Annotated in this window: 24 protein-coding genes and 1 riboswitch; of the genes, 11 read left to right on the forward strand and 13 right to left on the reverse strand. The window is 70.3% G+C overall.

The features are described 5' to 3' along the window. Nucleotides 1-30 precede the first annotated feature (30 nt). Both ACIQZO_RS27655 and ACIQZO_RS27660 read right to left on the reverse strand, forming a co-directional pair. Nucleotides 31-1,209 (reverse strand): spermidine/putrescine ABC transporter substrate-binding protein, encoded by a 1,179-nt coding sequence (locus ACIQZO_RS27655; RefSeq protein WP_403631155.1) that lies wholly within the window; start codon nucleotides 1,207-1,209, stop codon nucleotides 31-33. Between the two features lie 93 nt (nucleotides 1,210-1,302). Next, nucleotides 1,303-2,742 (reverse strand): gamma-aminobutyraldehyde dehydrogenase, encoded by a 1,440-nt coding sequence (locus ACIQZO_RS27660; RefSeq protein WP_403631158.1) that lies wholly within the window; start codon nucleotides 2,740-2,742, stop codon nucleotides 1,303-1,305. A 168-nt stretch (nucleotides 2,743-2,910) separates the two neighbouring features. Here ACIQZO_RS27660 and ACIQZO_RS27665 point away from each other — a divergent pair, with 168 nt between their 5' ends. From ACIQZO_RS27665 to ACIQZO_RS27710, 10 genes are all read left to right on the forward strand, one after another. Beyond that, nucleotides 2,911-3,414 (forward strand): Lrp/AsnC family transcriptional regulator, encoded by a 504-nt coding sequence (locus ACIQZO_RS27665; protein ID WP_403631161.1) that lies wholly within the window; start codon nucleotides 2,911-2,913, stop codon nucleotides 3,412-3,414. Further along, nucleotides 3,399-4,778, forward strand: coding sequence for an aspartate aminotransferase family protein (locus tag ACIQZO_RS27670; protein WP_403631164.1), 1,380 nt, complete (start codon nucleotides 3,399-3,401; stop codon nucleotides 4,776-4,778). Before ACIQZO_RS27665 ends, ACIQZO_RS27670 begins: the two co-directional genes overlap by 16 nt. A 185-nt stretch (nucleotides 4,779-4,963) precedes the next feature. Next, nucleotides 4,964-5,722 carry an ABC transporter ATP-binding protein gene (locus ACIQZO_RS27675; protein WP_403631166.1) on the forward strand — a complete coding sequence of 253 codons (759 nt, stop codon included), beginning with the start codon at nucleotides 4,964-4,966 and terminating at the stop codon, nucleotides 5,720-5,722. Next, a complete protein-coding gene (locus ACIQZO_RS27680; protein ID WP_403631169.1) occupies nucleotides 5,704-6,777 on the forward strand; it encodes a hypothetical protein in 1,074 nt (357 codons plus the stop codon). Before ACIQZO_RS27675 ends, ACIQZO_RS27680 begins: the two co-directional genes overlap by 19 nt. A 26-nt stretch (nucleotides 6,778-6,803) precedes the next feature. Further along, nucleotides 6,804-7,895, forward strand: coding sequence for an LOG family protein (locus tag ACIQZO_RS27685; protein WP_403631172.1), 1,092 nt, complete (start codon nucleotides 6,804-6,806; stop codon nucleotides 7,893-7,895). Nucleotides 7,896-7,976: 81 nt separating this feature from the next. Continuing rightward, nucleotides 7,977-8,894 carry a hypothetical protein gene (locus ACIQZO_RS27690; RefSeq protein ID WP_403631174.1) on the forward strand — a complete coding sequence of 306 codons (918 nt, stop codon included), beginning with the start codon at nucleotides 7,977-7,979 and terminating at the stop codon, nucleotides 8,892-8,894. A gap of 98 nt (nucleotides 8,895-8,992) precedes the next feature. Further along, nucleotides 8,993-9,637: a hypothetical protein gene (locus ACIQZO_RS27695; RefSeq protein WP_403631176.1), complete on the forward strand. Its 645-nt coding sequence runs from the start codon at nucleotides 8,993-8,995 to the stop codon at nucleotides 9,635-9,637. A gap of 124 nt (nucleotides 9,638-9,761) precedes the next feature. Continuing rightward, nucleotides 9,762-10,025: a ferredoxin gene (locus tag ACIQZO_RS27700; protein ID WP_403631178.1), complete on the forward strand. Its 264-nt coding sequence runs from the start codon at nucleotides 9,762-9,764 to the stop codon at nucleotides 10,023-10,025. Continuing rightward, nucleotides 10,022-11,425, forward strand: coding sequence for an NAD(P)/FAD-dependent oxidoreductase (locus tag ACIQZO_RS27705; protein WP_403631180.1), 1,404 nt, complete (start codon nucleotides 10,022-10,024; stop codon nucleotides 11,423-11,425). Before ACIQZO_RS27700 ends, ACIQZO_RS27705 begins: the two co-directional genes overlap by 4 nt. A gap of 67 nt (nucleotides 11,426-11,492) precedes the next feature. Then, the gene (locus ACIQZO_RS27710; RefSeq protein WP_403631183.1) at nucleotides 11,493-12,740 is read left to right on the forward strand and encodes a cytochrome P450; all 1,248 of its coding nucleotides are present in this window, start codon (nucleotides 11,493-11,495) and stop codon (nucleotides 12,738-12,740) included. Nucleotides 12,741-12,743: 3 nt separating this feature from the next. Here the strand turns inward: ACIQZO_RS27710 and ACIQZO_RS27715 are convergent, their stop codons facing one another. From ACIQZO_RS27715 to rpsB, 9 genes are all read right to left on the reverse strand, one after another. Continuing rightward, a complete protein-coding gene (locus ACIQZO_RS27715) occupies nucleotides 12,744-13,772 on the reverse strand; it encodes an ABC transporter ATP-binding protein (protein WP_403631186.1) in 1,029 nt (342 codons plus the stop codon). Further along, a complete protein-coding gene (locus ACIQZO_RS27720) occupies nucleotides 13,772-15,388 on the reverse strand; it encodes an ABC transporter permease (RefSeq protein ID WP_403631357.1) in 1,617 nt (538 codons plus the stop codon). Before ACIQZO_RS27720 ends, ACIQZO_RS27715 begins: the two co-directional genes overlap by 1 nt. 95 nt (nucleotides 15,389-15,483) lie before the next feature. Further along, complete coding sequence (locus ACIQZO_RS27725; RefSeq protein ID WP_403631189.1) at nucleotides 15,484-16,584, reverse strand: thiamine ABC transporter substrate binding subunit; 1,101 nt, start codon at nucleotides 16,582-16,584, stop codon at nucleotides 15,484-15,486. 85 nt (nucleotides 16,585-16,669) lie between these two features. Then, a riboswitch (TPP riboswitch) is annotated at nucleotides 16,670-16,779 on the reverse strand. A 56-nt stretch (nucleotides 16,780-16,835) separates the two neighbouring features. Then, on the reverse strand, nucleotides 16,836-17,951 hold the full coding sequence (gene rlmN / locus ACIQZO_RS27730) for a 23S rRNA (adenine(2503)-C(2))-methyltransferase RlmN (RefSeq protein ID WP_403631191.1): 1,116 nt from the start codon (nucleotides 17,949-17,951) through the stop codon (nucleotides 16,836-16,838). A gap of 167 nt (nucleotides 17,952-18,118) precedes the next feature. Continuing rightward, on the reverse strand, nucleotides 18,119-19,195 hold the full coding sequence (locus ACIQZO_RS27735; protein ID WP_403631193.1) for a phosphatidate cytidylyltransferase: 1,077 nt from the start codon (nucleotides 19,193-19,195) through the stop codon (nucleotides 18,119-18,121). Then, entirely contained in the window at nucleotides 19,195-19,752 is a 558-nt protein-coding gene (frr, locus tag ACIQZO_RS27740; RefSeq protein WP_030016386.1) for a ribosome recycling factor, read from the reverse strand. The genes ACIQZO_RS27735 and frr overlap by 1 nt, the downstream gene beginning before the upstream one ends. A gap of 93 nt (nucleotides 19,753-19,845) precedes the next feature. After that, nucleotides 19,846-20,625 carry a UMP kinase gene (gene pyrH, locus ACIQZO_RS27745; RefSeq protein ID WP_329098819.1) on the reverse strand — a complete coding sequence of 260 codons (780 nt, stop codon included), beginning with the start codon at nucleotides 20,623-20,625 and terminating at the stop codon, nucleotides 19,846-19,848. Between the two features lie 162 nt (nucleotides 20,626-20,787). Then, nucleotides 20,788-21,624: a translation elongation factor Ts gene (gene tsf / locus ACIQZO_RS27750; protein ID WP_403631197.1), complete on the reverse strand. Its 837-nt coding sequence runs from the start codon at nucleotides 21,622-21,624 to the stop codon at nucleotides 20,788-20,790. A gap of 135 nt (nucleotides 21,625-21,759) precedes the next feature. Beyond that, a complete protein-coding gene (gene rpsB / locus ACIQZO_RS27755) occupies nucleotides 21,760-22,713 on the reverse strand; it encodes a 30S ribosomal protein S2 (RefSeq protein WP_403631200.1) in 954 nt (317 codons plus the stop codon). A gap of 251 nt (nucleotides 22,714-22,964) precedes the next feature. Between rpsB and ACIQZO_RS27760 the strand changes: the two genes are divergently transcribed. Continuing rightward, nucleotides 22,965-23,465: a M23 family metallopeptidase gene (locus ACIQZO_RS27760; protein WP_403631202.1), complete on the forward strand. Its 501-nt coding sequence runs from the start codon at nucleotides 22,965-22,967 to the stop codon at nucleotides 23,463-23,465. A gap of 31 nt (nucleotides 23,466-23,496) precedes the next feature. Here ACIQZO_RS27760 and ACIQZO_RS27765 read toward each other — a convergent pair whose 3' ends face one another. After that, nucleotides 23,497-24,054, reverse strand: a complete 558-nt coding sequence (locus ACIQZO_RS27765) for a TetR/AcrR family transcriptional regulator (protein ID WP_403631360.1) — start codon at nucleotides 24,052-24,054, stop codon at nucleotides 23,497-23,499. Nucleotides 24,055-24,106: 52 nt separating this feature from the next. Then, nucleotides 24,107-24,943 (reverse strand): RNA polymerase sigma factor WhiG, encoded by an 837-nt coding sequence (whiG, locus tag ACIQZO_RS27770; RefSeq protein ID WP_403631205.1) that lies wholly within the window; start codon nucleotides 24,941-24,943, stop codon nucleotides 24,107-24,109. Nucleotides 24,944-24,950 lie beyond the last annotated feature (7 nt).

A 24,950-nucleotide genomic window follows, 5' to 3' on the forward strand; every position in this document is an offset into this window, starting at 1 on the left:
GGTGCCCGCCTCCCCCAGCCCGCCGCCCGGTCAGAGGCCGACGATCGCGTTCCAGCGCCGGGCGAGGGACCGGCGCTCGGCCGAGGAGATGTCCCGCGCGACGACCAGCCGCTTGCGCATGTCGTCGTCCGGGAAGATCAGCGGGTTCTCGGCCAGCTCGGCGGTCTCCTTGTCGTCGGAGGCGGCCAGGACCTCCCGGGCGGCCGGCACCGGGCAGACGTAATTGACGGACGCGGCGAGCGAGGCGGCCACCTCCGGGGCGTAGTAGTGGTCGATGAGGGCCTCGGCATTGGCCTTGTGCCGGGCCAGGTTGGGGACGAGCAGGCTCTCCGCCCAGAGTTCGGCCCCCTCCTCGGGGACGACGAACTCGATGTCCGGGTTGTCGGCCTGGAGCTGGATGGCGTCACCGGAGTACGCCTGGCAGGCGAGGACATCGCCCTTGCTCAGGTCGGAGGTGTAGTCGTTGCCGGTGAAGCGGCGGATGTGCTTCTTCTTCACCATGCTCTCGACCTGGTCGCACATCCGGTGGAAGTCGGACTCGGTCCAGCGGGTGACGTCCACGCCGTCGCCCTGCATCAGCAGCGCGAAGGATTCGTCGAGGCCGGAGAAGAGGGTCACCTTGCCCGCCAGGTCGGGCTGCCACAGGTCCTTGACCGACTTGATCTCCCGGCCCAGGGCCTTGCGGTTGTAGGCGATGCCGGTGATCCCCGACTGCCAGGGGACGGTGTGCAGCCGGCCCTCGTCGAAGGCGGGGGAACGCAGCTGCGGGTCGAGATGCCGGGCCACATTGGGCTGGGCCGACCGGTCCAGCTTCTGGGCCCAGCCCAGGTGGACGAAGCGGGCGGCCATCCAGTCGCTGACCACGATCAGGTCGTGACCGGTCTCCTGCCGGTTCATCAGTGCCGGGCTGACCTTGCCGAAGAACTCGTCGTTGTCGTTGATCTCCTCGGTGTACCGGACCTCGATGCCCGTCTGCTCCGAGAAGGCCTCCAGCGTCGGACGGCGCTCCTCGTCCTCCTCGTCGGTGTCGATGTAGAGCGGCCAGTTGGAGAAGGCGACGCTGCGGTCCCGCTCCGAGCGGTCCGGGCCCTCGCGCCCTTCCTCGGGGACATAGGCGGCGGGCACGCCGCAGCCGGCGAGGGCGGCCGCGAGGCCCGCGGCACCGAGACCGTACAGCGCAGAACGGCGGGAGAAGGCGAGTTCGGGCATGGGCACAGCCTCGGGGGAACGGGGAAGGGCGGGCAATAGACATGTTGTCTACTGCCCGCCCCGTCAACGCTGTGCTGTGATCGATGCGGCCGATCAGCCGTCGAGCGAGGTCATCACGTGCTTGATGCGCGTGTAGTCCTCGAAGCCGTAGGCGGAGAGGTCCTTGCCGTAGCCGGACTTCTTGAAGCCACCGTGCGGCATCTCGGCGACGAGCGGGATGTGGGTGTTGATCCACACGCAGCCGAAGTCGAGGTTCTTGGACATCCGCATCGCGCGGCCGTGGTCCTTGGTCCACACGGAGGAGGCGAGGGCGAACTCGACGCCGTTCGCGTACTCCAGGGCCTGGCGCTCGTCGGTGAAGGACTGGACGGTGATGACGGGGCCGAAGACCTCGTTCTGGATGATCTCGTCGTCCTGCTTGAGGCCGGAGACCACGGTCGGGGCGTAGAAGTAGCCCTTCTCGCCGACCCGGTGGCCACCCGCCTCGACCTTGGCGTGGGCGGGGAGGCGCTCGATGAAGCCCGCAACCTGCCGCAGCTGGTTCGGGTTGTTCAGCGGGCCGTACAGCACGTCCTCGTCGTCCGGCTGGCCGGTCTTGGTGTCGGCCGCGGCCTTGGCGAGCGCGGCCACGAACTCGTCGTGGATCGACTCGTGCACCAGCACGCGGGTGGCGGCGGTGCAGTCCTGGCCGGCGTTGAAGTAGCCGGCGACCGCGATGTCCTCGACCGCCTTGGCGATGTCGGCGTCCTCGAAGACGACGACCGGGGCCTTGCCGCCGAGCTCCAGGTGGACGCGCTTGACGTCCTTGGAGGCACTCTCGGCGACCTGCATGCCCGCGCGCACCGAGCCGGTGATGGAGGCCATCGCCGGGGTGGAGTGCTCGACCATGGCCTTGCCGGTCTCACGGTCACCGCAGATGACGTTGAAGACGCCCTTGGGCAGCACCGAGTCGATGATCTCCGCCATCAGCACGGTGGAGGCCGGGGTGGTGTCCGAAGGCTTGAGCACCACGGTGTTGCCCGCGGCGATGGCCGGGGCGAACTTCCACACGGCCATCATCATCGGGTAGTTCCACGGGGCGACCTGGGCGCAGACGCCGACCGGCTCACGGCGGATGATCGAGGTCATCCCTTCCATGTACTCGCCGGCCGAGCGGCCCTCCAGGAGCCGTGCGGCACCCGCGAAGAAGCGGATCTGGTCCACCATCGGCGGCAGCTCCTCGCTGGCCGTGAGGGCCAGCGGCTTGCCGGTGTTCTCCGACTCGGCGGCGATGAGCTCGTCCGCGCGCGCCTCGAAGGCGTCCGCGATCTTCAGCAGCGCCTTCTGGCGCTCCGCGGGGGTGGTGTCCCGCCAGCCCGGGAAGGCGGCCGCGGCGGCGGCCATGGCGGCGTCGACATCGGCCTGGCCCGACAGGGGGGCGGTGGCGTACACCTCGCCGGTGGCCGGGTTGACCACCTCGGTGGTCCGCCCGTCGGCGGCGTCCTTGAACTCCCCGCCGATGTAGTTGCGCAGACGACGCAGTTCGGTGGTCACTACAGCCACACTCCTGATCACATGTCCAACGATTGAGACAAAAGCCAAGCCTAGCCCCTAGGCGGAGGCTTTCGACAGACCCGGACGCCACCAACTACGAAATCAGTGAGATCTGAGTGGTCAAACAACGGATTTCATCGATTCCGTCTTGCGGAACAGACGACCCTCGTGCACAGTGAGGTCGTGGTCAGTCGAAGCGCAGATTCCAGGAACAGACAACCGTCCCCTTCGGTCGATGCTGTGTCCCTGGCGATCATCGAGCAACTGCAGGAGGACGGTCGACGCCCCTATGCGTCGATCGGCAAGGCCGTCGGCCTGTCGGAGGCAGCGGTGCGCCAGCGGGTGCAGAAGCTGCTCGACCAGGGCGTGATGCAGATCGTCGCCGTCACGGACCCGCTCACCGTGGGCCTGCGACGCCAGGCCATGGTCGGCATCAACGTCGAGGGCGATCTCGACCCCGTGGCCGATGCGCTGACCGCCATGGCCGAGTGCGAGTACGTGGTGATGACCGCCGGGTCCTTCGACCTGATGGTGGAGATCGTCTGCGAGGACGACGACCACCTTCTCGACACGATCAACAAGAAGATCCGCACGCTCCCCGGCGTGCGATCAACCGAAAGCTTCGTTTACCTGAAGCTGAAGAAGCAGACCTACATGTGGGGAACCCGATAACCGTGAGCCAGGACCTCTCCAAGACCGCGTACGACCACCTGTGGATGCACTTCACCCGCATGTCGTCCTACGAGAACTCCCCCGTCCCCACCATCGTCCGGGGCGAGGGCACTTACATCTGGGACGACAAGGGCAAGCGCTACCTCGACGGTCTCGCCGGACTGTTCGTGGTCAACGCCGGTCACGGCCGCAAGGAGCTGGCCGAGGTCGCTTACAAGCAGGCTCAGGAACTCGCGTTCTTCCCCATCTGGTCGTACGCGCACCCCAAGGCCGTCGAGCTCGCCGAGCGCCTCGCCCACTACGCCCCGGGCGACCTGAACAAGGTCTTCTTCACCACCGGTGGCGGCGAGGCCGTCGAGACCGCCTGGAAGCTCGCCAAGCAGTACTTCAAGCTCCAGGGCAAGCACACCAAGTACAAGGTCATCTCGCGTGCGGTCGCCTACCACGGCACCCCGCAGGGCGCCCTGTCCATCACCGGCCTGCCGGCCCTGAAGGCCCCCTTCGAGCCGCTGGTCCCCGGCGCGCACAAGGTGCCGAACACCAACATCTACCGCGCGCCGATCTTCGGCGACGACCCGGAGGCCTATGGCCGCTGGTGCGCCGACCAGATCGAGCAGGAGATCCTCTTCGAGGGCGCCGACACCGTCGCCGCCGTCTTCCTGGAGCCGGTGCAGAACGCCGGTGGCTGCTTCCCGCCGCCGCCCGGTTACTTCCAGCGGGTCCGCGAGATCTGCGACGAGTACGACGTACTCCTCGTCTCCGACGAGACGATCTGCGCGTTCGGCCGCCTCGGCAAGATGTTCGCCTGCGACAAGTTCGACTACGTTCCGGACATGATCACCTGCGCCAAGGGCATGACCTCGGGCTACTCCCCGATCGGCGCCTGCATCATCTCCGACCGCCTCGCGGAGCCGTTCTACAAGGGTGACAACACCTTCCTGCACGGCTACACCTTCGGCGGCCACCCGGTCTCCTCGGCGGTCGCGCTGGCCAACCTCGACATCTTCGACAAGGAAGGCCTCAACCAGCACGTGCTGGACAACGAGGGCGCCTTCTTCTCGACGCTGAAGAAGCTGCACGACCTGCCGATCGTCGGCGACGTCCGCGGCAACGGCTACTTCTACGGCATCGAGCTCGTCAAGGACAAGGTCACGAAGGAGTCCTTCACGGACGAGGAGACGGAGCGCGTGCTCTACGGCTTCCTCTCCAAGGCGCTCTTCGAGAACGGCCTGTACTGCCGGGCCGACGACCGCGGTGACCCGGTCATCCAGCTCGCGCCGCCGCTGATCGCGGACCAGGGCACCTTCGACGAGATCGAAGGCATCCTGCGCTCGGTGCTCACCGAGGCCTGGACCAAGCTGTAACCGGTCGGTAAGCCGTCCGCGCCGCAGTAGTCCAACCACACGGCCCGGATCCTCCGTTCGAGTGAGAACGTGGGGGTCCGGGCCGTGTGCTGTCACCATCCAAGACGTTCATCTCTTTACATCTCAGTGCGGCGCCAGTGACTTCAGCGGGTTCCGCTTCGTTCCCCCGGACGGAGGTGTACACCATGGTGGCTCCACCGGACAATGCCCCGCCTGACAATGACGTCCTGTGGGCTCGGTCCCTTCACTACTCCCACGACGGTTCCCCGGCCCTCGTCGAGGTCTCCGTCGCGGTCCGTCAGGGCGAGATCCTCGCCCTGACCGGTCCCCGCGGCAGCGGCAAGACCACCCTGCTCCGCTGCCTGTCCGGACAGCTGCGCCCCCAACAGGGCGAGGTCTGGTTCAACAGCCTGCCCGTGCACACGATGGGCACGGTCATCCGCGAACGGCTGCGCCGCGACCGGTTCGGCTGGATCGGCCCCGAGCCCCAGCTGCTGCCCGAGCTGAAGGTCTGGGAGAACGCGGCCCTGCCGCTGCTGCTCGCCGGAGCCTCCCACCGCAGCGCCCGCAACGCCGCCTGCGAATGGCTGGACCGCCTCGACATCGGCGGCTTCGCCCGCAAGCGCCCCGGCGCCCTCACCCGCGCCGAGTGCCAGCGCGTCGCCCTCGCCCGGGCCCTGGTCAACGAGCCCGCGGTGATCTTCGCCGACGAGCCCACGGCCCCGCTGCACCGCACCGAGCGGGCCCTGCTGCTGCGTGCGCTGACCACGGCGGCCCGCTCCCACGACGTCACCGTGCTGCTGGCCACCCACGACGAGGCCACCGCGTCCGTCGCGGACCGCCGGATCGCCCTGCTCGACGGCCGTCTCGCGGCAGCCGCGGCCGCCGGCTCCCCCGTCGCCGACACCACGGAGGACCAGACCGCGTGCTCGCTCTCCGCCTAGCCCGCGGTTCCCGGCCGCTCGTCCAGCTGCGGCGGCTCCTCGTCGCCGCCGCCTCGGCCGGCACCGGCTTCCTGCTGCTCTACGTACTCGCCGAGGCCGTGGCCCAGCCCGCCGGATCGTTCCCTCGCCTGCTGTGGGCGCTGATCCCGCTGGCCGTCACCGTCCACTTCGCCGTTGTCGTGGCCCGCACCGACCCCGCCAACCGTCCCCGCGAGGGGATGGACGCCGCCGGGCTGGGCCCCGTGCGGCTCATGCTGGTCGCCGCGATCTCCACCGCCGTCGCCTGCGCGCTGGGCGCCGCCCTGGCCCTGGCCGTCTTCCTCCACCTGCGCGGGGACGTGGCCGGGCTGCCGTTCGACGGGGCCGGGGCGAAGCTGCTCCACGCCGACCAGCCGCTGCCCGTGGCGGGCGCCCTCACCCTGCTCGTGCTGCTCCCGCTGACCGGCTCGGCCGCCGCCGCCCTCGCGCTCCGCCCGCGCGCTCCGCTGCCCCCGCAGACCGGACTGCCCTGGGGCATCACCCTGACCGCCTGCGGGCTCGCGGGCCTGGCCTACGCGGGCCGGACCGGCACCGGGGTGCTCGTCGGCTGGTCCATGACCGCGATCGGGCTCGCCCTGGCCGGACCGGGTCTCGCCCACGCCTGCGGAAGCCTGGTCCAGGCCGTACGGCCGGGCGCGCTGCGGCTGCTCGCCGGGCGGATCCTCCAGCAGGAGGCCTCCCGGATCGGCCCGCCGCTGGGCGTGCTGTGCGCGGTGGCCGCGGCCGCCCTGACCGCCCTCGCCCTGCGCGACCGGGGCGGGCTGCCCATCCCGCTGGGTCCGCTGACCTGGCCGGCCGCCCTCCTGGTGGCCCTGTGCGCCGCCGCGACCCTTCTCACATCCGTGGTGGAGGCCCGCGGCAGCCGCGAACCAGGACGTACCGCCCTTCTCGCCCTCGGAGCCCCGTCCAACGTCCTGCGCAGCGCCGCGAGTCTGCGGGCCACGGCGCTCCTGGCCGTGTGTCTTCCGCTCAGCTGGGGTGTGGCGCAGCTGACGTCTCTGGCACTGACCCGCTGAGTTGAACAGCCCTTAGGGTGGGCCGAATGCTCACCCCAGACATCGAGATCGAGACGCTCGCCGAATTCGACCAGGTCGTGGCACGCGGCTCGCTCAGCGGCTACCGGATCCAGTCGGTGAACCTGCTGGAGCGGACCTTCGCGCTGCTGGCCACGGACTCCTCGGCGGCCGTGTTCCTGGGCTGCTCGATGGAGCCCGACGCGGCGGTGAAGGTCCGCGCCGACGGCGCGCTGGTCTTCGCGCCCGTTCCGGACCTGCCGTTCGACCCGTACCGGGGGGTGCTCTACACGCCCGAGGAGCTCTTCACCGGGCTGCCCGACGGATATGAGGCCACCCCGGACGCCGAGGCGTACGCCTGGTTCCAGGAAACGAAGTCCGACGGCGACGTCTTCTCCTCGATGCTGCGCTCCATCCACGACGACGCCATCTCCGACGCCCTCGACGAGCACCTCGCCGGTGCCCGGGTCGTGGGCGTGATGGGCGGCCACGCCATGGCCCGCGGCGCTGCGGACTACCGCGGTGCGGCGGAGCTGGGCCGGGCGCTGACCAGGTCCGGGCTGACGGTCGCCACCGGCGGCGGCCCGGGCGCGATGGAGGCCGCCAACCTCGGCGCCTACCTGGCCCCGGCCCCGGACGAGGCCCTGGCGGAGGCCCTGGAGCTGCTGGCCAAGGCCCCTTCCTTCACGCCGTCGGTCTCCGAGTGGGCGCGCGCGGCCTTCGACGTACGCGAGCGCTTCCCGGCCGGCGGGGACTCGGTGGGCATCCCGACCTGGTTCTACGGGCACGAACCGCCGAACGCCTTCGCGGGGCACATCGCGAAGTACTTCGCGAACGCCACCCGCGAGGACGGGCTGCTGGCCCGTTCCACCGCGGGCGTGGTCTTCCTGCCCGGCGCCGCTGGCACGGTCCAGGAGATCTTCGACAACGCGACGCCGAACTATTACGAGTCGCGGGGCGAACCGGCGCCGATGGTCCTGGTCGGACGCACGCACTGGACCGAGCACCTCCCGGCGTGGCCCCTGCTGCGGGCGCTGGCCCGCGGCCGTGCAATGGAGTCCCGGATCGCGCTCGTCGACTCGGTCGACGAGGTCCCGGACGTCCTCGCGTCAATGAGCTGAGTCGCGGAAGCAACTTACCGGTCGGTTCTCACGTCTCAGGAGAGGTACCGCGCAACCTGCCAGACGTGAACGGAGCCCTTCGTGCTCATAGGCCTACTGACCGCCATCGCGGCGTCCATCTGCTACGGCACGGGATCCGTGCTGCAAGCTGTCGGTTCGCGCCGCGCCGCACGGATGTCCCCGACCGCCTCCGGGACCACCGCCCACGGCGGCCCCAATCTGTCGTCCACCGCGAAAGCGGCGATGACCTGGGAATTCATCGTCGGCACCATCCTGGACTTCGTGGGCTTCGGGCTCGGGGCGCTGGCAGCGCGGCTTCTTCCCCTCTTCCTCTCCCAGACGGTGATCAGCGCCAACCTGGTGATCACGGCCGTGCTGAGCGTGAAGATGCTGGGCATCCGGCTGAGCCGGAAGGAATGGACCTCGATCGGGGTCGTCTGCACCGCGCTCGTGCTGCTGGCGACGGCCGCGGGCCACGAGGGCGGCCACCACGCGCCGATGTCCACGCACTGGTGGCTGCTGGGGATCACCCTGCTGCTGATGGTGGGCGGCACCGTGGCCGTACGTCTCCTCGGCGGCGGGGCCGCGATCCTGGCGGGCCTGCTGTCGGGCCTGGGCTTCGGCGCGCTCGGCGTGGGCGTGCGGATCCTGAACGGCGTCGACCCGTTCGACCTCGCCACCCTGCTCACCGACCCGGCCCTCTACGCCATCCTGGTGGCGGGCATCGGTGGCATGTACCTGCACACGATCGCCCTGCAGATCGGCTCGGTCAACGGCGCCACGGCAGCCCTGGTCGTCGGCGAGACGGTCCTCCCCGGCGCGATCGGCGTCCTGTGGCTCGGCGACGCCTCCCGCCAGGGCCTGGCCTGGCTGGCGGTGCTCGGCTTCGTCATGGCCGTCGCCGGAGCGGTCGCGGTCGCCTGGTACGGCAAGCACGAGGGGGTCGACGAGGGCGCCGGCGAAGGGGCGGCCGAGCCGGTGCCGGAGCCGGCTCGCTGACCCGCCGGCCGACCGGATGCCCTCACCCGGTCGGCCGCCCCCGGTGGTGGCGCGGCGGCGGCTGCCGCTTGCTGGACCGGGGGAGAGAGTGAGGGTTCGTGAGTCCCACGACCAATCGTCTCCAGACGCCGCGCGCGGCCGGGATGGCCGGAATCGCCTTCGCCGTGCTGCTCGCGGTGGCGATCGCCTTGATGCGGATCGCCGTCCCGTCGGACGACGCCGCCTCCGCGCCCATCGACCCTGACAAGCGCTGGGCGATCCAAGTGGCGCTGGAGATCGTGCCCTTCGCGGGCATCTTCTTCCTCTGGTTCATGGGCGCCCTGCGCGCGCACACGGGCGAGGCGGAGGACCGGTTCGTCGCCACCGTGTTCCTCGGCAGCGGATTCGTCTTCGTGGCCACCCTGTTCGCGTCCGCCGCGGCGGCGGGCACGGTGCTCTCCGAGGACACGCCCTCCGACTTCGGCCGCCACTACGCGTACACCCTCCTCGCGACGTACGCCATGCGGATGGCGGCCGTCTTCGTGCTCGCGACCTCGACCATCGGGCGGATGCTGAACGTCTTCCCCAAGTCGCTGGCGATGCTGGGCACCCTCGTCGGTCTGGTCCTGCTGGTGGTCGCCGCCGGAGTGCCCTGGGTCGAGATGGTGTTCCCGGCCTGGGCCCTGGTCATCAGCGTGTACATCCTGCGCGTGCGGCGAGGCCCTGCCCAACACATCCCCGCGACCCACACCGACCCGCCCTGACCTGTGGATATTTACTCCGGCAGGCGCCCTCCGGGTGCCGCGTGCATGCTGGTGGGAAAGGACGGAACCGGGGGTTCCGGGGGGGGGTGACGGGGAGGGCGGCCGAGCGAAAGGCAGAACCGTCATGAGGCTTGTCGTCGACCTCAACCGATGCCAGGGATACGCCCAGTGCGCCTTCCTCGCTCCCGATGTCTTCGCCATGCACGGCGACGAGTCGCTGCTCTACAACCCGGACGCCGATCCCGAGCAGCGCGAGAACGTCCTGCGCGCCGTGGCCGCCTGCCCGGTCCAGGCCATCCTCCTGGAGATCACGGACGAGGACGTGGCGAACATGGCCGCCCCGAACGCCGTGGCCGGAGCCGGCTCTCCTTCCGGAGGCACACGGTGACCGTAGCGGGAACACACGACGGATCCCTGGAACGCCTCAAGCGCGAGGGCCGCATCGTCGTCGTCGGTGCTTCACTGGCCGGACTGCGGGCCGCCGAGACCATGCGCGAGAAGGGCTTCGCCGGTTCGCTCACGATGATCGGCGACGAACCGTACGAGCCGTACGACCGGCCTCCGCTGTCCAAGGGGGTCCTGCTGGGCAGCGCGGTCGCCGACCACACGGCGCTCCCCCGCCGCCGGGCGATCGACGCCGACTGGCGCCTGGGCGTCCCGGCCACGGGCCTGGACATGGCAGCCCGCCGGGTCAAGCTCGGCAATGGCAACGAGGTCGAGTACGACCGGCTGCTGATCGCCACCGGCGTACGCGCCCGGCCCTGGCCCAACCCGGAGGAGGGCTCCCTGAAGGGCGTCTTCGTGCTGCGCACCCGCGATGACGGCGAAGGGCTGCAACGGGCGCTGGCGGCCGGTCCCCGCCGGGTGCTGGTCATCGGAGCCGGGTTCACCGGGTCCGAGATCGCCTCCGCGTGCCGGGAGCGCGGCCTGGACGTCACCGTCGCCGAACGGGGCGATGCGCCGCTGGTCGGTGCGCTGGGCGGGGTGATCGGCGCGGTGGCGGCCGAGATGCACCGCGAGAACGGCGTCGACCTGCGGACCGGGGTCATGGTGACCTCGCTGGAGGGCGATCCCTCCGGGCGGGTCCGCGCCGCGCACCTCTCCGACGGGTCGACCCTGGAGGCGGACGTGGTGGTCGTATCGCTGGGCGCACAGCGCAACACCGAGTGGCTGGCCGGCTCCGGGCTGGGAGCGGGTCCGCGGGGCATCGCCTGCGACGCGGGCTGCCGGGCCTTCGACGTCCGGGGCATCGTCACCGACGACATCTATGTGGCGGGTGACGTGGCACGTTCCCCGCACGCCCTGTTCGGCTACCAGTTCCTGTCGCTGGAGCACTGGGGCAACGCCGTCGCCCAGGCCGACACCGCCGCGCACAACATGCTCAGCGAGAGCACCGACCGCCGCCCCCACCTGTGGGTTCCGGCGTTCTGGTCCTCCCAGTTCGGCGTGAACATCAAGTCGGTCGGGGTGCCGCCGATGGGGACCGAGATCCTCATCACCCAGGGCTCGCTCGCCGAGCGCAGGTTCGCGGCGGTGTACGGGTACCAGGGGCGCATGATCGCCGCCGTCACCTTCGACAACTGCCGGTGGCTGCCGTTCTACGAGCAGCAGATCGAGGCCACCGCACCGTTCCCCCCGCCGTTCTCCACGGTGGACCGCAGGCCCGAGGGGAACAAGCCGGTCCCGGCCGACTTCCCCGACCCCTCGGTCCCGACCCACGGGCCGACCATCACGCTGAGCGGCTATTCGCCGGACGACCGGAAGCTGACCTTCACCCCCGGAAGATGACCCTCATCCCCGCGCACGATCGGCCGCGCACCACCGCGCCCTCCCCCGAGGATCACGAGGACCTGTCATGACACAAGCCCTGCTGCGGGAGATCATCGACTACGCGAACCGCGCGAATCCGTACCCGCTGTACGAGGAGCTCCGCAAGACCCCGGTGTCCCAGGACGGCGACGGCCCGTACGTCATCAGCACGTACTACGAGATTCACAGCCTCCTGCACGACCCGCGGATCAGCTCCGACGCCAAGAACCTGAAGGCGACCGGGAACGATCCGCTGGGGGGCCAGTCCGACGAGGAGGGGACGACCCTGCCCCCGTCCTTCCTCAAGCTCGACCCGCCCGACCACGACCGCCTGCGCCGGATGACGAACCGGCCGTTCGGGCCGCCGCACGCCCCCCACCGGGTGCACGACATGCGCGACGAACTCGGCGGCCTCGTCTCCGGGCTGATCGACGGCATCGTGGAGACCGGCCAACTCGACCGGATCGACCTCGTCGACCAGTTCGCGTACCCGTTCCCGGTCACGGTCATCTGCCGGCTGCTCGGCATACCGCGCGAGGACGAGCCGCGCTTCCACGTCTGGGCGGAAACCCTTGCCGCCAGCCTGGACCCCGACCCGGACGCGGACCCCACGCAGCAGGGCAAGGGCTCCATGGACGCCCGCATGGAACTGGGCATGTACCTGGCCGGGCTGATCGAGGAGCGCCGCAAGAAGCCGGGCGACGACATGCTGTCGCAGCTGGCTACGGCGGACGGCCCGGACGGCGCGATGACCACCATGGAGGCGCTCAGCACCTCCGCACTGCTGCTGATCGCGGGCCACGAGACCACGGTCAACCTCATCACCAACGGCATGCTGACCCTGCTGCGCCACCCGGAGGTCCTCGGGCGGCTGCGCGACAACCCCGACCTGGCCGTCCCGATCGTCGAGGAGCTGCTGCGCTACGAGCCGCCCGTGCAGCTGCTGCCCCAGCGCACCACCCTCTCCGACATCGAGGTGGCCGGTGTCACCATCCCCAAGGGCGCGTCCCTGTGGCTGATGCTGGCCTCCGGGAACCGGGACCCGAAGCGCTTCGAGGACGCGGACCGGTTCGACCCGGACCGCAAGGACATCCAGCACCTCGGCCTCGGCAGCGGGATCCACAGCTGCTTCGGGGCGCCGCTGGCCCGGCAGGAGGCCCAGCTGGCGCTGAGCGAGCTGGCCCGTCGGCTGGAGAATCCGCGGCTGCTGGAGGACCCGCCCCAGTACCGCCAGAACGCGGTCCTGCGCGGCCCGCGCCACCTGCCGATCGCCTGCGACGGCATCCGCCCCTGACGGCTAGGAGGTCTCCGGCGGAAGTACGACCACCTCGGCGGGGGTGAAGGTCACCGCGACCCGGTCCCCCACGGCCGGCGCCCCCGCCGGCCCGCACTCGGCCTCCAGCACCGGACCGGCCTGCGGCCTCAGCAGCAGGGCGACGTGGGTGCCGCGGAAGGTGCGGGACACCACCTCGCACCGCAGGCCCTCCGCGCGGAGCACGACCCCGGCCGGGCGGATCAGCAGCCGCTGCTCCCCCTCGGGGGATCCGGCCGGTACCGCCACCGTGCCCCACGCGGTGGCGGCCTCCGTACCCGAGACCGCGGCCGGGACCACGTTCTCGAAGCCGAGGAAGCGCGCCACGAACTCCGACGCGGGCCGCTGCCACACCTCCAGCGGGGTCCCGGCCTGCGCGATCCGGCCGTCCCGCATCACCACCACCCGGTCGGCCAGCGCGAAGGCCTCGCCCTGGTCGTGCGTGACGGCCAGTACGGTCGTGCCCAGCCGGGAGAACAGGCCGCGCAGCTCCACCACGAGCCGCTCGCGCAGCCCCCGGTCCAGCTGCCCCAGCGGTTCGTCCAGCATCAGCAGCCGCGGCGACGGCGCCAGCGCCCGGGCCAGCGCCACCCGCTGCTGCTCGCCACCCGACAGGGAGGCCACCGCCCGGCCCTGGGCCCCGGGGAGCCCGACCAGGTCCAGCAGTTGCGCGACCTCGGCCGTGCACGAGGCCCGCCCGGCCCCCCGCATCCGCAGCCCGAAGGAGACGTTCGCGCCGACGTCGCGGTGCGGGAAGAGCTGGTGGTCCTGGAACATCAGGCCCACGCCCCGCCGGTGCACCGGTACGCCGGCCTGGTCGGCCCCGCCCAGCAGGACCCGGCCGCCGGAGACCTGCTGGAGCCCGGCGACCACCCGCAGCAGCGTGGACTTGCCGCTCCCGCTCGGCCCCAGCACGCACACGACCTCGTGCTCGGCGACGGCGAGGTCCACGGCGTCCACGACCGCGCGCTCACCGAAGCGGACCGACACCCCTTCCAGCTGAAGCAGTGTCATCAGAACTCTCCGGAGGTCTTGTCGGGCCGCAGTCGCTCCAGCACCAGCAGGGACGCCGCGCACACCAGCATCAAAATCGTGCTCAGGGCCATCGCCTGCCCGTAGTTCAGCTCACCGGCCCGGCCCAGCAGCCGTGCCACGGCCACCGGGAGCGTCGGCCGGTCCGCCCGGGCGATGAACACGGTCGCGCCGAACTCGCCCAGCGACACCGCGAAGGCGAACCCGGCCGCGATCAGCAGCGCGCGCCGCACCAGCGGGAGGTCCACCTCCCGCCAGGCGCGCCAGGGCGAGGCGCCGAGCACCGCGGCGGCCTCCCGCAACCGCCCGTCCACCGCGCGCAGCACGGGCAGCATGGTCCGTACGACGAAGGGCACGCCCACCAGGGCCTGGGCCAGCGGCACCAGGATCCACGAGGTCCGCAGATCCAGCGGCGGCTCGTCCAGGGTGATCAGGAAGCCGAAGCCCACCGTCACGGCGGACACCCCGAGCGGGAGCATGAGCATCGCGTCGAAGCCCCGTACGAAGCGGCCACCGCGCCGGGTCAGTGCCGCGGCCGCGAGTCCCCCGACGAACAGGGCGATCGCGGTGGCGGCGAGCGCGTACTGCAGGGAGTTCCAGATCGCCTCGACGGGCGCCACCAGGAAGGTCCCGCCACCGGCGCCCGCGTCCTGAAGCGCCCGGTAGAAGCCGAGGCCGTAGCCGCCGGGGGTGTCGAAGGACCGTTCGACCAGCACGCCCAGAGGCAGCACGATCAGCAGCGCGATGGTCAGCAGCACCCCGCCCAGCAGCGTGCGCTGGGCCCCGCCGCGCGGCCGGTGCGTGGTGCGGCCCGGGTCCACCAGCCGCAGTGCGGTCTCGCGCTTGCGCACGGTCCAGGCGTGCACGGCGAGGATCCCGCCGATCGCGGCGAACTGCACCATCGTCAGCACGGCGGCCGTCGGCAGGTCCAGGAGCTGCGCGGTCTGCCGGTAGACCTCCACCTCCAGGGTGGAGTACGCGGGCCCGCCCAGGATGAGTACGACGCCGAAGGAGCTGAAGGTGAACAGGAAGACCATCAGCGAGGCGGCGGCCACCGCCGGGACCAGCGCGGGCAGCGTCACCCGCCGCCACGCGGCGAACCGTCCGGCGCCCAGTACCCGGGCGGCCTCCTCCTGGCGCGGATCCAGCTGGGCCCACAGCCCGCCCACCGTGCGGACGACGACGGCGTAGTTGAAGAAGACGTGCGCGAGCAGGATCGCCCAGACGGTCGTATCGAGCCGGACGCCCACGAGTTCGTCCGTCAGTCCGCCCCGCCCGAGCAGCGCGAGGAAGGCGGTGCCGACCACCACGGTCGGCAGCACGAAGGGAACAGTCACCACGGCCCGCAGCAGTTGCTTGCCGGGGAACTCGAAGCGGGCGAAGACGTACGCGCCCGGCAGGGCGATCACGAGGGTGAGCACGGTGGAGGCGAACGCCTGCCAGGTGGTGAACCACAGGACGTCGGCGATGTCGGGGCGGCTCAGCACCTCCGCGAACCGGCCGAACTGCCACCCCTCGTCTGTCTTGAGGCCCCGCCCGACGATCGCGGCGACGGGGTAGGCGAAGAACAGCCCGAAGAAGGCGAGGGGGACGGCCATCAGGGCGAGCCGCACGGCGGTCGCCCGCACCCCCTCGCGGGGGCCGGAGCCCGGCGCGGCGCCCCCCGGCGCCGCGCCCGGCTCCTTGGTACCGCCTACTTCACGACGAGCGAGGTCCATGCCTTGACCCACTGCTCACGGTTCTTGGCGATGGTCTCCGGAGCCACGTTCTCCGGCTTCTCGACGACCACGCCGTGCTTGGTGAACAGCTCCGGCAGGACGGCGTCCTTCGTCACGGGGTTCACGAACATCTGGAGCGGCATGTCCTCCTGAAACTTCTTGCTGACCAGGAAGTCCACGAGGGCCTTGCCGCCCTCCTCGTTCTTGGCGCCCTTGAGCAGGCCCGCGAACTCGATCTGCCGGAAGCAGGTGCCGGTGGCGACGCCCGTGGGGGCCTCGGCCGGCTGCGGCTCGCCGTACAGGACCTCGACCGGCGGGCTGGAGGCGTAGGAGACGACCAGCGGGCGGTCGCCCTTGGCCTTCTTGCCGCCCGCGGAGCCGGAGAAGCGCTCGTTGTAGGCCTGCTCCCAGCCGTCGACGACCTCGACGCCGTTGGCCTTCAGCTTGCTCCAGTAGTCCTTCCAGCCCTCGTCGCCGTACTTGCCGACGGAGGCGAGCAGGAAGCCGAGGCCGGGCGAGGAGGTCGCGGCGTTCTCGGTGACCAGCAGGTTCTTGTACTCCGGCTTGATCAGGTCGTCCAGCGTCTGCGGCGGGGCGAGCTTCTTCTCGGCGAAGTAGGCCTTGTCGTAGTTGACGCAGATGTCGCCGGAGTCGATCGGGGTGACCCGGTGCTCCTTGTCGAGCACGAACTCGGGCTTCACCCCGGCCAGGCCCTTGGCCTCGTACGGCGTGAAGATGCCGTTGTCGAGGGCGCGCGAGAGGAGGGTGTTGTCCACCCCGAAGAACACGTCGCCGCGGGGGGAGCCCTTGGTGAGGATCTCCTGGTTCAGCGCGGTGCCCGCGTCGCCGGACTTCAGGACCTTGACCGTGTAGCCGCTCTGCTGCTCGAACTCCTTGAGGACCGTGTCGGTCACGTTGAAGGAGTCGTGGGAGACGAGCGTGACGGTCTTGGACTTCGGGGCCTCGCTCGCGCCGGCGGGCTTGTCCTTGGCGTCGCCGCCGCCGCAGGCACTGAGCGTGGTGACGCCGAGCGCGGCCGCGAGCGCGGCGCCCGCGATCTTCTTGGTGGTGCTCATTGGTGAATTCCTCCTGGGATGTCCAGGAGAAGACGCGGCCCTGCCCGGCGCTCCGCGGGAGCGGACGCCGGGCAGGGCGCAACAGCAAGAGTGGTGACCGAACTTCCTACCCCGAATGACCGGGGCGAGGTTCAGAGGGTCTGCGGATGACGGATACCGCACTCTCAGCGCTGTGGCGCTCCCCTGTCGGAATATGAAATTGGTTCGGCCACAGGGTACCCCGTGGCCGAATTACGTCGAACAGGCGGAATCTACCGCTCCGAGGCAGCCAGCTGGCCGCACGCGCCGTCGATCTCCTGGCCCCGGGTGTCCCGTACCGTCACGGGCACGCCGTGGCGGGCGATGGCCTCCACGAAGGCCTTCTCGTCCTCGGGCCGCGAGGCGGTCCACTTGGAGCCCGGCGTCGGGTTCAGCGGGATCAGGTTGACGTGCACACGCTTGCCCTTGAGCAGCTTGCCCAGGAGGTCACCGCGCCAGGCCTGGTCGTTGATGTCGCGGATCAGGGCGTACTCGATCGAGATCCGGCGGCCGGACTTCTCGGCGTACTCCCACGCGGCGCCCAGCACCTCGCGGACGTTCCAGCGCGTATTGACGGGCACGAGGGTGTCGCGCAGCTCGTCGTCGGGCGCGTGCAGCGAGACGGCCAGGCGGCACTTGAAGCCCTCGTCGGCGAAGCGCAGCATGGCCGGAACCAGACCGACGGTGGAGACGGTGATACCGCGCTGCGACAGACCCAGGCCGTCGGGCTCCGGGTCCGTAAGCCGGCGGATGGCGCCGACCACGCGGTTGTAGTTGGCCAGCGGCTCGCCCATGCCCATGAAGACGATGTTCGACAGGCGCGCCGGGCCGCCGGGGACCTCGCCGTCGCGCAGCGCGCGCATGCCGTCGACGATCTGGTGCACGATCTCGGCGGTGGAGAGGTTGCGGTCCAGGCCCGCCTGGCCGGTGGCGCAGAACGGGCAGTTCATGCCGCAGCCGGCCTGCGAGGAGATGCACATGGTGACCCGGTCGGGGTAGCGCATCAGTACGGACTCGACGAGCGTGCCGTCGTGCAGCTTCCACAGGGTCTTGCGGGTCGTGTCCTCGTCGCACGAGATGTGCCGGATGACGTTCATCAGGTCCGGCAGCAGCTCCTGCTGGAGCTTCTCCCGCGAGCCCGCCGGGATGTCGGTCCACTCGGCCGGGTCGTGCGCGTACCGCGCGAAGTAGTGCTGGGAGAGCTGCTTGGCCCGGAACGGCTTCTCGCCGATCGCGGCGACCGCCTCGCGGCGCTCGGCCGGGGTCATGTCGGCGAGGTGCCGGGGCGGCTTCTTGGCCCCGCGAGGGGCGACGAAAGTAAGCTCACCCGGAACAGGACGGGGGGCCATGAGTGGTACTCCTCAAATCTGACGAACCCTGGGCGGGCGATCTCCGCACACAAGCGGAGTCGACGTGATGGCACGCCCGGTGCCCGGAGAGCTCACGGGTCCATCCCGTAAAAACGGGAAAGCGCACCACTTATGAGTGGCGCGCTTTCCAGGATAACCCGGACGGGTCAGCCGGTACCCACGAAGGCCGCCAGCAGCAGCCACACCACGGGGGCCGTGGGAAGCAGGGAGTCCAGCCGGTCCATGATCCCGCCGTGTCCCGGCAGCAGGGTGCCCATGTCCTTGATGCCGAGATCCCGCTTGATCATCGACTCGCCCAGGTCGCCCAGGGTGGCGCTGACCGCGACCGCGAGACCGAGCAGCAGGCCCTGCCACCAGGAGCCGCCGTCGATCAGGAACTCCATGCACAGCGCGCCGGCCGCCATCGCGAAGGCCACCGCGCCGAAGAGCCCCTCGCGGGTCTTGCCGGGGCTGATGCGCGGCGCGAGCTTGGTCTTGCCGAAGCGCCAGCCGACCGCGTAGGCCCCAGTGTCGCTGACCACGGTCAGCAGCAGGAAGGTGATCACGCGCTGGGAGCCGTCGTCGGCGGTGAGCAGCATCGCGACGAACGTGGCCAGGAAGGGCACGTAGAACGCGGCGAAGGCGCCGGCCGTGACGTCCTTGAGGTAGTCCTCGGGCGGTTCGGTCATCCGCCACACGAGGACGGCCAGCACGGTCAGGGCCATGGCGACCCAGGCGCCCTCGGCCCCCCGGACGTATCCGGCGATGACCATGGCGGCGCCGCCGACCGCGAGCGGGACCAGCGGTGCCTTGATGCCCTTCTGCTCCTGCAGCCGGGAGGTGAGCTCCCACAGACCGACGACGACCGCGACGACGATGACGCCGACGAAGACGGCCTTGACGATCAGCAGCGAGGCGAAGATCACCGCGCCGAGGCCCACGCCGACCCCTATGGCCGCACGCAGGTCCCGGCCCGCGCGCTTCTTGGGCGGCGGGGGAGAGGCGTCCTGCGGCTGCTGGGCATGCGGAGGCGGGGGGCTGGGCATGGGCTCCTGCGGCGGCGTATCGGCGCGGAAGAGGGGGTCGCTGTCGGCGACGACCCCCCGATCGCGTGCTTCCCGGTCGTCGAAGTTACGGCCGGCGGCATCGGGCACGATGGGCATGGGCCGAGTGTGCGGGCCCACCTGCGCATCGTATGCGGGACCCGCCGGAACCGGCTCCGGCTGCCAGGAAGTGTCGTTCATCAGACTTCGAGGAGCTCGGCTTCCTTGTGCTTGAGGAGCTCGTCCACCTGCGCGACGTACTTCGCGGTGGTGTCGTCGAGCTCCTTCTCCGCGCGGCGCACCTCGTCCTCGCCGGCCTCCTTGTCCTTGACCAGCTTGTCAAGGGCGTCCTTGGCCTTGCGGCGGACGGCGCGGAGCGAGATCTTCGAGTCCTCGGCCTTGGTGCGCGCGACCTTGATGTACTCCTTGCGGCGGTCCTGCGTCAGCTCGGGGAAGGTCACCCGGATGATGCTGCCGTCGTTGCTCGGGTTGACACCGAGGTCGGAGTCGCGGATGGCCTGCTCGATGTTGCGCAGGGCGCTCTTGTCGAACGGGGTCACGATCGCCATGCGCGGCTCGGGCACCGAGAAGGAGGCGAGCTGGTTGATGGGCGTGATGGCGCCGTAGTACTCCGCCACGATCTTGTTGAACATCGCCGGGTGCGCACGACCGGTGCGAATCGCGGCGAAGTCTTCCTTGGCGACGACGACGGCCTTTTCCATCTTCTCCTCGGCCTCGAGGAGGATCTCTTCGGTCACCACGTGCTCCTGCATGTCAGAAATGGATGGTTCAGGCGGGCGGGCGGGTCTGGCGGGCCGGTGCGGGGCCCGCTCGGTCCGTGAACGGACTGCTCAGGCCCGGGTGTCCTGGTCGCTCACGAGCGTCCCGATCTTCTCACCCTTGACGGCGCGGGCGATATTGCCCTCGGCAAGCAGCTCGAACACGAGGATCGGCAGCTTGTTGTCACGGCAGAGCGTGATGGCGGTGGCGTCGGCGACCTTGAGGTCGCGGGAGAGGACCTCGCTGTATTCCAGCGCGTCGAACTTCACCGCGTCCGGGTTCTTCTTGGGGTCGGAGTCGTAGACCCCGTCGACACCGTTCTTGCCCATGAGCAGGGCCTCGGCGTCGATCTCCAGGGCGCGCTGGGCGGCCGTGGTGTCGGTGGAGAAGTAGGGCATGCCCATGCCGGCGCCGAAGATGACGACGCGGCCCTTCTCCAGGTGCCGCACGGCACGCAGCGGGATGTACGGCTCCGCGACCTGGCCCATGGTGATGGCGGTCTGGACGCGGGAGTCGATGCCCTCCTTCTCCAGGAAGTCCTGGAGTGCGAGGCAGTTCATGACGGTTCCGAGCATGCCCATGTAGTCGGACCGGGCCCGGTCCATGCCGCGCTGTTGCAGTTCGGCGCCGCGGAAGAAGTTGCCGCCGCCGATCACGACCGCGATCTCCGCGCCGTCGCGGACCACCGCGGCAATCTCACGCGCGATGGCGTGAACGACGTCGGGGTCGACGCCCAGTCCTCCGCCACCGGAGAAGGCCTCGCCCGACAGCTTCAGCATGAAGCGGCGGCCCTTCTTGTCCTGGTCGCTCTTGTCGTCGGATGCGGTGTGGGGGTCCACGCCCTGATTCATGGAGATCTCCTCGTGCACATACGAAGAAGGCCATTGCCGGTGGGTCCTTGCGGTTCCCTCTACGGCAATGGCCTCCTCGTCAGATCTGCGGTCGCCTCGCGCGAGCGCGGACGACTGCCTCAGACCCTACCGGGGTCCGGTGTCCGTCGCGTACGGACGGACTCAGATGCCGACCTTGATGCGCGCGAAGCGCACCAGGGTGACACCGGCCTCGTCCAGGACCTTCTGGACCGACTTCTTGTTGTCCAGGGCGTACGCCTGGCCAAGGAGGGTGTTCTCCTTGAAGAAGCCGTTGACGCGGCCTTCGACGATCTTCGCGATGGCAGCCTCGGGCTTGCCCTCGGCGCGGGTGACCTCTTCGGCCACGCGACGCTCGGACTCGACCTTGTCGGCCGGAACATCCTCGGCGGACAGCCACTGCGGGGAGAACGCGGCGATGTGCTGCGCGACGCCGCGGGCGACCTCGGCGTTCTCCTTGTCCAGCTCGACCAGGACGCCGATCTGGAACGGCAGGTCGGGCATGGTGCGGTGCATGTACGCCGAGACGTAACCGCCGGTGAACTGCGCGAAGCGGTCCAGGACGATCTTCTCGCCGAGGTTGGCGTTGGCCTCGTCCACGAACGCCTGGACGGTCTTGCCGGCCTCGATCTCGGACGCGAGCAGCGCCTCGATGTCGGACGGGGAGGTCGCGGCGATGTGCGCGGCGATCTGGTTGGTCACCGCCTGGAACTTCTCGCCCTTGGCGACGAAGTCCGTCTCGCACTTCAGCTCGACGATGACACCGGAGGTGTTGTCGTCGGCGATGAGGGAGGCGACGGCACCGTTCTCGGCAGAACGGCCCTCGCGCTTGGCGACGCCCTTCTGACCCTTGATACGGAGGGCCTCGATGGCCTTGTCGACGTCGCCGTCGGACTCGACCAGCGCGTTCTTGCAGTCCATCATGCCGACGCCGGTGAGCTCGCGGAGCTTCTTGACGTCAGCGGCGGTGTAGTTCGCCATGAGTCTGTGATTCTCTCTCGAAGTCGTAGATCTACGGGTGAACGGCGGAGGCGCCGCGCTTGTGGCGCGGCTCCCCCGCCGTCATCGTCCGTGCTGCGAGTGCCCGGCGAGTGAACGCCGGGCGCTCTCAGTGGGTCAGGCCTGCTCGGCGTCGGCGTCGGCGGCCGGAGCCTCGACAGCCTCGGCGGCCGGGGTCTCGACAGCCTCGGTGGCCTCGGCGGCCTCGGCGGCCGGAGCCTCGGTGGCCTCGGCGGCCGGAGCCTCGACGACAGCCTCGGCAGCCGGGGCGGCCTCGGTCTCGTCGGCCTTCTTGTCACCCTCGAGCAGGTCGCGCTCCCACTCGGCGAGCGGCTCGGCGGCGGCCTTCTCGCCCGGCTTCGAGTCGCCGGTCGCAGCGCCGGAGCGGGCGATGAGGCCCTCGGCAACGGCGTCGGCGATCACGCGGGTGAGCAGGGTGACGGAACGGATCGCGTCGTCGTTGCCCGGGATCTTGTAGTCGACCTCGTCGGGGTCGCAGTTGGTGTCGAGGATCGCGACGACCGGGATGTGGAGCTTGCGCGCCTCACCGACGGCGATGTGCTCCTTCTTGGTGTCGACGATCCAGACGGCGCTGGGAACCTTCGACATCTCACGGATACCACCGAGGGTCTTCTCCAGCTTGATCTTCTCGCGAGAGAGGACCAGGAGCTCCTTCTTGGTGAGACCCGAGGCCGCGACGTCCTCGAAGTCGATCGCCTCAAGCTCCTTCAGACGCTGAAGGCGCTTGTAGACGGTGGAGAAGTTGGTGAGCATGCCACCCAGCCACCGCTGGTTGACGTACGGCATACCAACGCGCGTCGCCTGCTCGGCGATGGCCTCCTGGGCCTGCTTCTTGGTACCGACGAACATGATGGAGCCACCGTGCGCGACGGTCTCCTTCACGAACTCGTAGGCGCGGTCGATGTACGACAGCGACTGCAGCAGGTCGATGATGTAGATGCCGTTGCGCTCCGTGAAGATGAAGCGCTTCATCTTCGGGTTCCAACGGCGGGTCTGGTGACCGAAGTGGACGCCGCTTTCCAGCAGCTCCCGCATCGTGACGACGGCCATGGCCATCTCCTTGGTTTCTCGGTTTGGTTCCTGACGCCCCACCGCGCCCTGCCCCCATGAGGGGACCGAGAGACGCTGTCACCTGGCTGTTTCAGCCTGGCGCCGGGGCGTGCGAAGTCGACCCGGTGACCCGGATCGCCACAAGAAGTGTACGTGACCCGGCGGTATGCCGGGTGACGCCGTTGTCCACAGCGCCCCGGTCGTCCACAGGCCGCGGCGGCGGCCCGGGTGGGCGCGGGACGCTGTGGTCCATGACGACCTTGCTGCTCAGCCTGCTCCTGGCCCTGACCCTGGCCCAGCCGGCCCTGACCCAGCCGGCCCTTCCCGGGGTCCGCCCGCTGCCTGCTCCGCTGTCGGTGGCCCGCTGGTGGGACCCGCCGCCGACCCCGTACACGGCCGGTCACCGCGGCGTGGACCTGTCGGCCCCGGTGGGCGCGGAGATCCGTGCGGTCGCGGACGGCCTGGTCCACCACGCCGGCCCCGTCGCCGGCCGCGGGGTCCTCTCGCTCGCCCTGCCGAACGGCCTGCGCACGACCTACGAGCCGGTCCGGCCCCTGGTCACGGAGGGGGAGCAGGTCAGAGCGGGCCAGGTGGTGGCCGTCCTGACGGAGGGCTCGCACTGCCCGGCCCCGTGTCTGCACTGGGGCCTGCTGGCGGGCGAGGAGTACCTCAACCCCCTGGCCCTCCTCCCCCGCCCCACACCCCGCCTGCTACCTGCCGAGCACCCCTTCTTCAGCCCCGCCGGCGTTTGAGGCGCGAGGTCCGGGGCGGAGCCCCGGGGCCTCAGCCCCGGACGCCCCGCAGGGCCATGGCGACGGCCGCCTCCGTCACGACGACGGGGTCCTCCGCCGCGCCGAGCTCGATCCGCCGCACCGCCGCGTCCACGACCCCCTGCAACAGCATCGCGGCCAGCCTCGGCTCCGCGTGCCCCAGGCCGCTCAGCGCCTCGACGATCATCGCCACCAGCCCACCGTGCGCCGCACGGATCTTCTCCCGCGCGCCCGCGTCCAGCTCGCTGGCCGAGATGGCCACCACCGCACGGTGGCGCCGGTCGCCCACCAGCCCCAACTGGCTGCGCACATACGCCTCGATCTTCGCCTCCGGCGACTGCGCCCGCTCCATCGCCGCCTCGATCTCGGCGGCCCACACGGGGAAGTCCACGGCGCACAGCTCTTCGACCACGGCGGCGCGGGAGCGGAAGTACTCGTACACGGAGGACCGGGCCAGCCCGGTCCGCTCCGCGAGGGCGGGGAAGGTCAGCGCCTCCGTACCGCCTTCGGACAGCAGGGATCGTGCAGCGTCCAAGAGGGCGCCGCGCTGCATCGACCGGTGCTCGGCCACGGAGGCCGCTCGAATCCTGGGCACGCATCCACTCTACGGAGGTACCGCAAGCTCACCTCCCCACATCCGCCAACTTCGCGCGCAGTTGCAGGACGGACTTGGTGTGGATCTGGCTGACCCGGCTCTCGGTGACGCCCAGGACGTTGCCGATCTCGGCCAGCGTGAGGCCCTCGTAGTAGTAGAGGGTGACCACGGTCTTCTCCCGCTCGGGCAGGGTGTTGATGGCCCGCGCCAGCAGGCGCCGCAGCTCGCGGTCCTCCGCCACCGCCACCGGGTTGTCGGCGGCGGTGTCCTCCAGGGTGTCCATCAGCGAGAGGCGGTCGCCGCCCTCCCCGCCGACGTGCAGCAACTCCTCCAGGGCAACGACATTGGCCAGTGAGAGCTGGCTGAAGACGGTGTGGAGGTCCTCCACAGCGATCCCCATCTCCCCGGCGACCTCGATCTCCGTCGGGGTGCGCCGCAGCTGGGCCTCCAGCGTGGCGTAGGCCCGCTCCACGGCGCGCGCCTTCTGCCGGACCGAGCGGGGGATCCAGTCCAGCGCCCGCAGCTCGTCGATCATCGCGCCGCGGATCCGGGTGATCGCGTACGTCTCGAACTTGATCGACCGGTCGATGTCGAACTTCTCGATGGCGTCGATCAGGCCGAAGACCCCGGAGGAGACGAAGTCCGCCTGCTCCACGTTGGGCGGCAGGCCCACACTGACACGGCCGGCGACGTACTTGACCAGCGGCGAGTAGTGCAGGATCAGCTGCTCCCGCAGCCGCTCGTCACCCGACTCCTTGTACGAGCGCCACAGCACCTCCAGGGACGAGGGCGCGGTCGACCGCACGCCGCCGCGGGCAGCGGGGGGCACAGCAGCGCGGTCGGACCCTGAGGTGTGCTGGGGCATGCTTCGC

Source organism: Streptomyces sp. NPDC097617, from assembly GCF_044761485.1.
Taxonomy (GTDB): Bacteria; Actinomycetota; Actinomycetes; order Streptomycetales; family Streptomycetaceae; genus Streptomyces.

Coding starts and splice junctions, on each gene's coding strand:
- ACIQZO_RS27735 (WP_403631193.1), bottom strand. CDS start 19,195: ATGAACGACACTTCCTGGCAGCCGGAGCCGGTTCCGGCGGGTCCCGCA.
- rlmN (WP_403631191.1), bottom strand. CDS start 17,951: ATGGCCCCCCGTCCTGTTCCGGGTGAGCTTACTTTCGTCGCCCCTCGC.
- ACIQZO_RS27685 (WP_403631172.1), top strand. CDS start 6,804: ATGCTCACCCCAGACATCGAGATCGAGACGCTCGCCGAATTCGACCAG.
- ACIQZO_RS27720 (WP_403631357.1), bottom strand. CDS start 15,388: ATGGCCGTCCCCCTCGCCTTCTTCGGGCTGTTCTTCGCCTACCCCGTC.
- ACIQZO_RS27725 (WP_403631189.1), bottom strand. CDS start 16,584: ATGAGCACCACCAAGAAGATCGCGGGCGCCGCGCTCGCGGCCGCGCTC.
- ACIQZO_RS27700 (WP_403631178.1), top strand. CDS start 9,762: ATGAGGCTTGTCGTCGACCTCAACCGATGCCAGGGATACGCCCAGTGC.
- ACIQZO_RS27760 (WP_403631202.1), top strand. CDS start 22,965: ATGACGACCTTGCTGCTCAGCCTGCTCCTGGCCCTGACCCTGGCCCAG.
- ACIQZO_RS27675 (WP_403631166.1), top strand. CDS start 4,964: ATGGTGGCTCCACCGGACAATGCCCCGCCTGACAATGACGTCCTGTGG.
- ACIQZO_RS27655 (WP_403631155.1), bottom strand. CDS start 1,209: ATGCCCGAACTCGCCTTCTCCCGCCGTTCTGCGCTGTACGGTCTCGGT.
- ACIQZO_RS27710 (WP_403631183.1), top strand. CDS start 11,493: ATGACACAAGCCCTGCTGCGGGAGATCATCGACTACGCGAACCGCGCG.
- tsf (WP_403631197.1), bottom strand. CDS start 21,624: ATGGCGAACTACACCGCCGCTGACGTCAAGAAGCTCCGCGAGCTCACC.
- whiG (WP_403631205.1), bottom strand. CDS start 24,943: ATGCCCCAGCACACCTCAGGGTCCGACCGCGCTGCTGTGCCCCCCGCT.
- rpsB (WP_403631200.1), bottom strand. CDS start 22,713: ATGGCCGTCGTCACGATGCGGGAGCTGCTGGAAAGCGGCGTCCACTTC.
- ACIQZO_RS27715 (WP_403631186.1), bottom strand. CDS start 13,772: ATGACACTGCTTCAGCTGGAAGGGGTGTCGGTCCGCTTCGGTGAGCGC.
- pyrH (WP_329098819.1), bottom strand. CDS start 20,625: ATGAATCAGGGCGTGGACCCCCACACCGCATCCGACGACAAGAGCGAC.